The organism is Granulicoccus phenolivorans DSM 17626 = NBRC 107789 = JCM 15570, from assembly GCF_000423085.1.
GTDB classification, from domain to species: Bacteria; Actinomycetota; Actinomycetes; order Propionibacteriales; family Propionibacteriaceae; genus Granulicoccus; species Granulicoccus phenolivorans.
Genome location: NZ_AUHH01000026.1, coordinates 48,548 through 58,660, shown reverse-complemented (window position 1 = coordinate 58,660; position 10,113 = coordinate 48,548). Strand labels below are relative to the sequence as shown.

The following is a 10,113-nucleotide window of genomic DNA, read 5'->3' as shown; positions in this document are numbered from 1 at the left end:
CGAGTTCGAGAACGCGTTCTATGCTGTCCCCAACGACCGCAACCTGCTGGTCGGAATCAAATAGCGCGAGTCTCCATCAGACCCAGGGCGCTTCAGTGTGGACACCGGGCCGTCCTCGGGGGCGAGTGCAGGCAAGACGCTCACCGTGACCGCTTTCGCCGGGGCTTGGAGCGATACCTTCACCAAGGCCTTCGTCGAGCCGTTCGAGAAGCGAACCGGCGCCAAGGTCCAGTTCGTGCCCGGCGGCGGTTCGGAATGGCTGACCAAACTGCGGGCGGCCAATGGCCAGAATCCGCCATACGATCTGGTGGCCCTGACTCCCGACCTGAGCGGGCAGGCTGCGCGGGCAAATGTCCTGCAACCCCTCGACCCGAATCGGATCAGCAACTGGAGTGAACTCAGCCCCGTCCTGGTCGAGCACGCTGGGGTCGACGGCACCACCTTCGGTATGCCACTGACCACCGGTTCCACCGGGTTCGCCTACCGCAAGGACCTGATCGCCAACCCGCCGACCGATTGGTCGGACCTGCTCAAGCCGGAGTACTGCGGTCATGTGGGCCTCCCGCCGCTGACCTTCAACCCGGGTCTGGAGATGCTGGCCGGGCTTGCTCACGAACAGGGCGGCAGCCTGGGGGACCCGGCAGCCAACCAGAAGGCCCTGGACACCCTGACTCGACTCAAGGGCTGCGTCTCCACCTATCCGGCCGACTCGGGGGCCATGCAGACCGCCCTGCAGAATGGCGATGCCTGGATCGTGCCCTGGTGGGACGGTCGTGCCTTCGCCATGGAGCAGAACGGTGCCCAGGTGGGCTTCGTCTATCCCAAATCCGGTGCAGTGGGCGCGCTGACCTCCTACTACCTGGCCAAGGGCTCTGCCAACTCCGACCTTGCCTATGAATTCCTCTCCGAGATGAGCAAGCCGGAGAACATGAAGGTGTTCGCCCAGGGCACCTGGTACGCGGCGGCCAACACCACAATCACCTATGACCAGACCTTCGCCAGCCGGGTCAAGTACGGCAATGACGTCTACCAGGGATTTGCCTGGATCGATTACGCAAAGGTGCTGCCGCAGCTGACCGGGCTCCAGGAGAAGTGGAACGAGACCTTCGCGTGAGTACCGGCGACAGCGCCGATCGTGGACAACGGCAGGGCCACGTCGCAGTCCGCGATCTGCAGGCGGGCTATGGGGACACCACGATCCTCGATCTGGAGCACCTGGACATCCAGCCCGGTGAGTTCCTGTCGGTGCTGGGCCCCTCTGGCTGCGGAAAGACGACCCTGCTGAACGTCATCGCCGGCTTCGTCCCCGCGAGCCGCGGGCAGGTGCTGGTCGACGGTCGGGATGTCACCGACGAACCGGCGTACCGGCGCGGACTGGGGCTGGTTTTCCAGGGGTACGCTCTGTTCCCCCATCTGACGGTTGCGCAGAACATCGCCTACGGGTTGCGAGTCCGCAAGGAATCTCGGGCCGCGGTCACCCGGCGGGTCAACCAGGCCCTGGCGCTGGTCGACCTGGTCGACTTCGCCGACCGGCGTCCCCGCCAACTCTCCGGGGGTCAGCAGCAACGGGTCGCGCTGGCCCGGGCCCTGGCATACGAGCCCAGCGTGCTGCTGCTCGATGAGCCGCTTTCCAACCTGGATGCCAAGCTGCGTCGGCAGATGCAGTTCGAGCTGCGCCGGATCCACAAAGCCGTCGGGACGACGATGATCTTCGTCACCCATGACCAGGACGAGGCGCTCACGATGAGCGACCGGGTGGCCCTGCTCAACGCGGGAAAGATCGAGCAGATCGGCACCCCCGAGGAGATCTATCGGCAACCGCGAACCGCGTTCGTCGCCGACTTCCTCGGGGCCGGAAACCTGATCCCGGCCACGATCGCCGACGGCCGGGCGGTCACCCCCGAGGGCGCGGTGCTGCCGGCCAACGCCGCCGGCCACCACGGTGAGGTCACCGTGGTGCTGCGGCGCGAGCAGATCACCCTCGCCGATCCGGGCGCCACCGACCCGGTGGTCATCGGCCCGAGCGCCGAAGTCGCCGACCCCACCCTGTTCCCGGTCGGCGAGGTGCTCCTGCGGGCGTTCTCGGGCGGTACCTGGCACCTGCAGGTCCGGGTCGGGAACCCCGAGGACGGTGGACAGGTGTTCTCCGTCGAGCTCGCCGATGCCGGCCCCCGGCGTACGCCGCCGCCAGAAGGCTCTACGGTCCGGGTGGTGTGGGATCCGACGACCACGCTGGTGATCGAGCGATGAAGCCGGCCACCCGTGCCCGACGGCGCCTGCTGGAGTATCTCCCGCTGGCCCCCGGGGGGCTGTTTTTGATCGCGCTGTTCGTGGTGCCGCTGGTCAGTCTGTTCGTGCTGAGCCTGCGCCCGATCGATGCCTATTACGAACCACTGCCCGGATTCAGCCCGGACAACTACCGGACGGTGTTCACCACCGCCTACTTCTCCGGTGCGCTGGGGTACACGCTGCGGATGGCGCTGATTGTCACCGTCGTCTGTGCGGTTCTGGCCTTCCCGGTCGCGTGGGTGCTGTCGCGCTCCACGTCCAAGGTGTTCCGGATGATCGCCACGATCGTGGTGGTGTCCCCGCTGTTGACCAGCGTGGTGGTGCGCTCCTTCGGCTGGCGCGCGTTGCTCGCGGCCGACGGACTGGTCAACGGCCTGCTCACCGGCATCGGCGTGGTCGAGCGGCCGCTGAATCTGCTGTCCGGTCCGGTGACCGTCGTGGTGGTGGTCGTCCACGTCCTGCTGCCCTTCGCGGTGGTGACCCTGGCCACCTCGCTGGGGCGCATCGATGACAGCCTGCTGCGGGCCAGTGCCTCGATGGGAGCCCGGCCGGTGCGGACCTTCGGACGGGTGGTGTTGCCACTGTCGCTCCCCGGCCTGCTAAGCGGGGCGATCATCGTGTTCTCACTGTCCATGGGCATTTATGTCACCCCGATGCTGGTGGGTGGGGCGAACCAGCCCCTGGCCGGTCTGCGTGTCTACGACCTGGCCATGCGAGTGTTCAACCGGCCCGGCGCAGCGGCCCTCAGCTTCGTTCTCTTCGCCATCTCCCTACTGGTGATCCTGGTGCTCAGCGCGCTGGGGCGGGCTTGGGACAGGAGGCTCCATGACTGAGACCCGAGCCGCCCGGCGCCGTCGCATCCGGGCCTACGGGGACGGTCCGGGAGTCCGCGCGGCTGCCCTGGTGGTGCTGATCTTCCTGGCCCTGCCCCTGGTCGCGCTGGTGGGCAGTTCCTTCAATCCCACCCCGTTGGCCCAGTTCCCCCCGTCCGGCTTCTCGCTGCGGTGGTACGCAGCCGTGCTGACCAGTCCGGACTGGTTGGTGTCCATCCAGTTGTCGGTCCTGGTTGCGGTCCTCACGATCCCGTCGGTGGTGATCCTGGCGACCCTGACCGCGTACGGCCTGCATCGGGGCCGCCCCAAGCCGCTGCTCACCAGCTTCTTCATGTCCCCGCTGATCGTCTCGGAGGTGATGGTCGGACTGGGCCTGCTCACCTACCTGCAGGGGACGGGGGTGCTGAACACTGTCACCGGACTGTGGCTGGCACACACCCTGGTCACCCTGCCGTTCGCGATCCGGACGGTCTCGATCAGTGTGCAAGCTCTCGATCCGATGCTGGAACGGGCCGGGCAGAGCCTCGGCGCCGGCCCGCTGCGGGTCTTCTTCACCGTGACCCTGCCGCAGTTGCGCCCGGGCATCATCGCCGGCGGCATCTTCGCCGGTGTGCTGTCCCTGGGTGAGGTTGCGGTCTCGACCTTCGTGTCCGGCCCCAACACGACGACCGTTCCACTGCGGATCATGTCGGCGGTGCAGTTCGAACTCGACCCGTCTGCCGCGGCGGTGTCCACTCTGCTGATGGTGCTCAGCGTGGTGGTCATGGTGGTGCTGTCGAAGTGGGTCGATCTGTCCAAAGCCTTCTGAGGTTGCGGCTCGGTGAGTTGGCGGGCCGGCAGTGAAATCGGGTCCGCGGAATCGGGCCTGCGGAGAATTCGGCGCCCAGCGCCAGAAAGGACCACCATGGTTGCCTATCGCATCGGCATCGACGTCGGTGGCACATTCACCGACTTTGTCGCAGTGCCCGACGACGGTTCGCCCATCCTGCGGCACAAGGTGTCCAGTACGCCCGACGAGCCGGCCCGCGCGGTCGGCCTGGGGATGGCCGACCTGCTCGAACAGTTGGGCGAGGCCCCCATCCTCACCGTCACCCACGGCACCACGATCGGGCTCAACGCCATCATCCAGCGCCGCGGTGGCAAGGTGGTCCTGGCGGTTACCGAAGGGTTCGCCGACCTGCTCGAGATCGGCCGATCGCGGATGCCCGACTCGTTCAATCTCCACGCCGTGGGCCAGCAACCCCTCGTGCACCGCGACAACGTGCTGCAACTCCGGGCGCGGCTGGATCCCGAAGGTGGCATCGTTCGAGACAGCGACGACGCCGAACTCGCCGCCACTGCCCGGCGGATCTGCGAACTGGCCCCGGAGACCGTGGTGGTCAACCTGGTCAACGGGTACGCCAACCCCGACTTCGAACAAGAACTGGCCGGCCGACTCGCCCGGGCCATCACGAAGCACGGGGGAGCTATCGAGGTCATTTCGGCGGCGGCTCTGTGGCCGGAGATCCGGGAGTACGAGCGATGCTTGGTCGCGGTGATGGGTGCTCACATCCACGGCACCGTCAAGCGCTACCTGGAGGACCTCCAGCGCCGGTTGACCGGTCTCGGCGTGACCGCGCCGCTGTTCATCTCCGCCTCCAACGGCGGCAGCCTCTCGGTGGAGGCAGCGATCGCCCGGCCGATCGACACGATCCTGTCCGGCCCGGCCTCCGGCGTGACGGCGGCCCGGATGCACTACCCAGGACAGAATCTGATCACCTTCGACATGGGTGGCACCTCCAGCGACATCTCGATCATTGTCGACGGCCACAGTCGGCTGTCGACCACCACCGAAGTCGGGGGGCTCGCCCTGATGCTGCCGGTGATCGACGTCTCCGCGATCGGGGCAGGGGGTGGCTCGGTGATCTGGCCCGACCTGTCCACCGACCAGCCGGTGTTGGAAGTAGGCCCCGAGTCGGTCGGCGCCTCACCCGGCCCGGCGTGCTATGGGCTCGGGGGAGATCGGCCGGCGATCACCGACGCCTATCTGGCAACCGGGATGATCGACCCCGGCCGGTTCCTCGGCGGGACGATGCAGCTTTACCCCGACCTGGCCACAGAGGCCCTCGCTGATGCCACCGGGCAACTCGGCATCGTCGTGGCCGACCCGGCTACTTGGGCCGCGGGCACCGCCCTGCGGCTGACCACCGCCCAGATGGCGACCGAACTGCAGAAGCTCCTGGCCGAGCGCGCGCTGGATGCCCCCGACTTCACCCTGGTGCCCTTCGGCGGAGCGGGGCCCACCCATGCCACGCTGCTCGCCGACGAGTTGGGGATCAGCCGGCTCATCGTCCCCGACGCGGCCGCCACCTACTGCGCGCTCGGTGCCGCTCTGGCGCCGCTGCGTCGCGATTACGTGCACAGCGTACGGGCGCTGTTGGACGATGCCACCGTCGCCGAGTTGCAGCGGGCCGGGGCCGAGATCCTCGAGCTGGGCGCGGCCTGGCTCGCCGCGAACGGTGATGACCCCGCCTCGGGAACCGTGCAGGTCAGTCTGGACATGCGCTACCCCGGCCAGGCATACGAACTGTCGGTCGCGCTGGGGGAGATCGGTCTGAGCGACCTCGCCTCGGGTCGGGTGACCCGGGTGCTGGACGCCGACCTGATCCGTCGCACCTTCAACGACGAGCACGAACTGCGCTACGGCTTCGTCCATACCGACTCCGTGCTCGAGGTCGGCACCCTCCGGATAGCGATCATCGGAGCGACCGTGGCAATGGCCGGGGAGGAACCCCGGCCACGCAGCGAGGCCCGGCCCGCGCCCCGGACCTATCGTCGAGTCAACGAGCGTGGCCAGTGGGTCGAAGCCGCTGTCCTCGACTACGGGGACCTCGCTATCGGTGCGGTCACCTCCGGCCCGGCCATCGTCGAGCACAGTGATACCACCATCGTCGTCCCGACCGGCTGGACGCTGCAGCGTCTGCCCAACCGGGACCTGGAACTGGCCAAGGAAGGATCGCGATGACCGCGACAACCGATCTGCAGATTCTCGGGGCCAAGCTCGCAGCGCTCACCGAGGAGATGTGCCTCACCCTGCAACGCACCTCGCGCAGTCTCTACGTCAAAGAAACCGCCGACTTCGCCTGCGCCATCGCCGACCGTGACGGCAACTTCATCGCCTATCCCAATGCGATCGGGGTGTCCGGATTCGTCGGGCTCAACATTGCCACCGCGGTGGCCCGGGTCCACGACCGTGACCCGCTGCAGCCTGGCGATGTGATCGTCACCAACGATCCGTTCACCACCGGTGGGCTGTCCACCCACCTGCCCGACATCCAGATGATCGAGCCCTACTTCGTCAATGGCGAGATTGTCGCCTACGGCTGGGCCTTTGTACACATCTCCGACATCGGCGGCCGGGTACCATCCTCGGTGAGTCCCTTCAACACCAGCATCTTCGCCGAGGGCCTGCAGATCCCGCCGGTGAAGTTCGTCCGCGGCGGACGGATGGTGAATGACGTCAGCGAACTGCTGCAGCGCAACACCCGCACCCCGGACGCCAATGAGGGCGACTTCCAAGCCATGCTCGGGGCCCTGGCGACCGGCCGACGTCGTGTCACCGAACTGGCCACCGGTCAGGGCGTCGCGGTCTTTCTGGAGGCTTCGGGCTACCTGCTCGATCGGGCCGCGGCCAAGTCCCGGGCGGCGCTGCGCAGCTTGGGGGATGGGTCCGCGCGGGCGGTGGACTACCTGGACAGCGACGCGTTGAGCAACGTCCCGGTCCGGATCAGCATCTCCGTGACCCTGGCCGACGGTCTGCTCACCGTCGATTTCGACGGCACCGATCCGCAGGTGCAGGCCGCGCTGAACATCGCCAGCTTCGGTACCACTCATGCCTGGCTGACCACCCGGATCCTCGGGCTGGTGATGACTCTGGATCCAACCATGCCGCTCAACGGCGGACTCATGCGACCGGTCACCCTGCGCGCTGCCCGGGGGACGGTGGTCAACGCCGACTATCCGGCAGCGACCGGGGTCCGGCACGCGACTGCCTCGCGCGTCAACGATGTACTGTCGGCCGCCCTGATCCAGTTGGCCCCCGAAACCTTGCCCGCGGCCAGCAGCGGCCTGGTCGTCCCGGTGGTGGTGGCCGAGACCCGCGGGGAGCGGGAGTACGTCCAGGTGGTCGAGCCGATGGTCGGGGGAACCGGTGCCCGGCTCGGTGCCGACGGGGTGGACGGGCGCGATTCCGGTATCTCCAACCTGGCGAACAACCCGGTCGAGACCGTCGAGTCCGAAGTCTGCGTACGCGTGCTGCGCTACGCGCTGCGGCCGGACTCCGGCGGGCCGGGTCGTTGGCGTGGCGGAACCGGGCTGGCCCTCACCTTCGAGGCGCTGCGACCGTGTTCGTTGCTGGCGCGCGGGATGGAACGGGTCAGCTTCCGTCCCTGGGGGTACGCTGGCGGCCAGCCGGGGCTGCCGACACGGATGGTGATCAACGAGGGTACCGCCAACGAACAGCGGCCGTCGATCGTCGACGTCATTGCGCTGGCTCCCGGAGACACGGTCACTCTGCTGACCTCCGGCGCCGGTGGCTACGGTCATCCCTTCGAACGCGATGTGGCCACCGTCTGCGAGGACGTGGCCCGTGGCAAGGTCAGTGTCGCCGCCGCCGAGCGCGACTATGGCGTGATCCTCGGGGCCGACGGGGCGGTCGATCGCGTCGCCACCGAGGAACACCGCAGCATGCCGGCCCGCCCCTGGGGGGAGGCCGGCCCGGAACGGGAACGTTTCGACCGGGTGTTCGCCACCGAGGTGTGGGACCGGATGGTCCGGGCCCTGTTCGCCGGCGGCACGCACCAGCGCAACGCCCGCAAGGTTACGTTGGTCGGCCAAGTACTCGACGCGCTTCCCGAGGGGTTTCCCCGGGTGGCGGCCGGGGCGACCGCGCAGGCCGCTGCCGCACGGCAGTTCGAGCGGCTGGTGGAGGCGCTGGAACAGCGCACGGAAACAAAAGACGATCAGGAGAACGCAAGATGAGTTGGACATCCCGAGACCGCTTTGCCGCCGTGATCGCCGGGGAGATCCCCGATCGGGCGCCGGTGACAGCGTGGGGTCATCATCGCGACAGCGAATACCCCGGCGGCCCGCTGGCCCAGTGGACCGCTGATTTCGCCCATCGCTGGGAATGGGATTGGATCAAGGTCAATCCCCGCGCCACCTACTACGCCGAGATCTGGGGCAACCAGTACCGCACCGGCGACTACGAAGTGCGCGACATCCCACGCCAGACCGGTGTCGCGATCGATGCGGTGGCCGACCTGGCCGCGGTCGGCGTCCGGTCGGATTCGCCGGTGCTGACCGAGCAGGTGCAGTTGGTCGCCGACACGGTCCGGCTGGCCCCCGAATTGCCGGTGATCCAGACCCTGTTCTCACCGCTGAGCACCCTGATCCAGGCCGCAGGCCTGAGCTATTACGCGGGCAAGCCGGTCTTCGGGGCCACCGGTGACCTGGACCTGGCCACCCTCCTCGGCGGGGACCCGGGACTGACGCACCGGGCGCTGCGGGCGATCACCGACACCTATTTGGGCTACCTGGGCAGGTTGCGCGGCGTCGGCGTCGCGGGTCTGTTCTATGCGGTGACCGGTACGTTGAATCCCCAGATCACCTCGGAGGCGGATTTCGTCGGATTCTCCGAGCCCTACGACCTGGAGATCCTGGAGGAGATGTCCGGACTGGCCACGATCGTGCACACGTGCGGGGAACACTCCCGCGCGGAGCGGTTGACCCACTGGGGAGCCGCGATCAGTTGGGACCAGTTCCTGCCGGGCAACCCGGGCCTGGCCGAGCTGGCTGCGCCGGTGGTCGTCGGCGGTGTCGATCACCGTCGGTTCACCGAGCCCGAGGTGATCGCCGCGCAGAGCCGTGACGCCGCCGAACTGGGCCGTACCCGGCCGGTCCTGGTGGCCCCCACCTGCAGCATCCTCTCCTCGCAGGTCACCGACGCCGGGCTGTCAGCGCTGCGCCCATGAGCCAAGATGACCCCACCCCGGATCGGACCGGGGACTCCGCCGGCGCCCTCGATCCGAAACTGGTCCTGACCTTCCGCGAGGTGGCCCGGATGGGCTCCATCTCGGCGGCTGCCCGCAAGTTGGGCTGGACGCAGCCGGCCCTCGGCCAGCAACTGCGCAGGTTGGAGAAGGAAGCCGGCACCGCCCTGGTCCGCCGGCACGCTCGGGGAATCACGCTGACGCCGGCCGGTGAGGTCCTGCTCGGTCATGCCGATGCGATTGCCGGGCGACTCCTGGTGGCCCGAGCCGCACTGCGGGATGCGGTGCGGCGTACCGCGACTCGGCTCACGGTTGCGAGCTTCCCCAGCGGCTCCTCCGCACTGGTCGCGCCGGCGGTGGCTTCCCTGGTCGCGGCGGTGCCGGAACTGGACGTCCGCGTCATCGACATGGAGCCGCCGGTCGCGGTGGAGGCCTTGGTGGAAGGTCAGGTCGATGTGGCTCTGGTCTTCGAGCACCAGGAAGACGAACTCGACCTGGGCGCCTCCGGACGAGTCCGGCGTCGGCTCCTCGGGCGGGATCCGCTGCTGGTCGCGATGTCCGAGCAGCATCGGCTGGCTGCCGAGCCGGACCGTGCCCTGGATGCCTCCGAATTGGCCGGCGAAAACTGGATCTCCGGCTGCCTGTGGTGTCAGGCGAACCTGGTCAACTTCGGTGAACGGCACGGTTTCGCCCCGGCTATCCGCCATACCTCGGAGGACCAGCTGGTTGTGCAACAACTGGTCGGATCGGGGATGGGGATGGCCCTGATCTCGGAGATGACGCTGCGTACATACCAGCGTCCGGGTGTGGTCGCCCGACCGGTGATCGACCAGCCGCTACGTAATGTCAGCTTGGTCACTCACCAGCACGACGCCCGGCGGGTGCTGGGCCGGTTTGCTTCCGAGGTGCTGCTGACGGCGCGACGGGCGGGGCTCCTCGACGGCTGAGGTCGGGCCGGCAGT

The 10,113-nt window shown here is 68.1% G+C and carries 8 protein-coding genes; all 8 read left to right on the top strand.

All coding sequences use genetic code 11. From position 1 onward, the window contains the following. The first annotated feature begins 145 nt into the window (after positions 1-145). The 8 genes from G531_RS22115 to G531_RS22105 all read left to right on the top strand — a co-directional run bounded on the left by G531_RS22115 (position 146) and on the right by G531_RS22105 (position 10,098). Entirely contained in the window at positions 146-1,114 is a 969-nt protein-coding gene (locus G531_RS22115; RefSeq protein ID WP_162143173.1) for an ABC transporter substrate-binding protein, read from the top strand. Beyond that, positions 1,111-2,250, top strand: coding sequence for an ABC transporter ATP-binding protein (locus G531_RS0111625; protein ID WP_035758638.1), 1,140 nt, complete (start codon positions 1,111-1,113; stop codon positions 2,248-2,250). Before G531_RS22115 ends, G531_RS0111625 begins: the two co-directional genes overlap by 4 nt. Further along, positions 2,247-3,122, top strand: coding sequence for an ABC transporter permease (locus tag G531_RS0111620; RefSeq protein WP_051215397.1), 876 nt, complete (start codon positions 2,247-2,249; stop codon positions 3,120-3,122). Before G531_RS0111625 ends, G531_RS0111620 begins: the two co-directional genes overlap by 4 nt. Then, on the top strand, positions 3,115-3,930 hold the full coding sequence (locus G531_RS0111615; protein WP_051215396.1) for an ABC transporter permease: 816 nt from the start codon (positions 3,115-3,117) through the stop codon (positions 3,928-3,930). The genes G531_RS0111620 and G531_RS0111615 overlap by 8 nt, the downstream gene beginning before the upstream one ends. A 96-nt stretch (positions 3,931-4,026) precedes the next feature. Next, positions 4,027-6,126 carry a hydantoinase/oxoprolinase family protein gene (locus G531_RS0111610; RefSeq protein ID WP_026927387.1) on the top strand — a complete coding sequence of 700 codons (2,100 nt, stop codon included), beginning with the start codon at positions 4,027-4,029 and terminating at the stop codon, positions 6,124-6,126. After that, positions 6,123-8,141: a hydantoinase B/oxoprolinase family protein gene (locus tag G531_RS22110; protein WP_051215395.1), complete on the top strand. Its 2,019-nt coding sequence runs from the start codon at positions 6,123-6,125 to the stop codon at positions 8,139-8,141. Before G531_RS0111610 ends, G531_RS22110 begins: the two co-directional genes overlap by 4 nt. Further along, on the top strand, positions 8,138-9,133 hold the full coding sequence (locus G531_RS0111600; RefSeq protein WP_026927386.1) for a uroporphyrinogen decarboxylase family protein: 996 nt from the start codon (positions 8,138-8,140) through the stop codon (positions 9,131-9,133). Before G531_RS22110 ends, G531_RS0111600 begins: the two co-directional genes overlap by 4 nt. Further along, on the top strand, positions 9,130-10,098 hold the full coding sequence (locus tag G531_RS22105) for a LysR family transcriptional regulator (protein ID WP_051215393.1): 969 nt from the start codon (positions 9,130-9,132) through the stop codon (positions 10,096-10,098). The genes G531_RS0111600 and G531_RS22105 overlap by 4 nt, the downstream gene beginning before the upstream one ends. Positions 10,099-10,113: the final 15 nt, after the last annotated feature.

Coding starts and splice junctions, on each gene's coding strand:
- G531_RS0111620 (WP_051215397.1), top strand. CDS start 2,247: ATGAAGCCGGCCACCCGTGCCCGACGGCGCCTGCTGGAGTATCTCCCG.
- G531_RS0111600 (WP_026927386.1), top strand. CDS start 8,138: ATGAGTTGGACATCCCGAGACCGCTTTGCCGCCGTGATCGCCGGGGAG.
- G531_RS0111615 (WP_051215396.1), top strand. CDS start 3,115: ATGACTGAGACCCGAGCCGCCCGGCGCCGTCGCATCCGGGCCTACGGG.
- G531_RS22105 (WP_051215393.1), top strand. CDS start 9,130: ATGAGCCAAGATGACCCCACCCCGGATCGGACCGGGGACTCCGCCGGC.
- G531_RS22110 (WP_051215395.1), top strand. CDS start 6,123: ATGACCGCGACAACCGATCTGCAGATTCTCGGGGCCAAGCTCGCAGCG.
- G531_RS0111610 (WP_026927387.1), top strand. CDS start 4,027: ATGGTTGCCTATCGCATCGGCATCGACGTCGGTGGCACATTCACCGAC.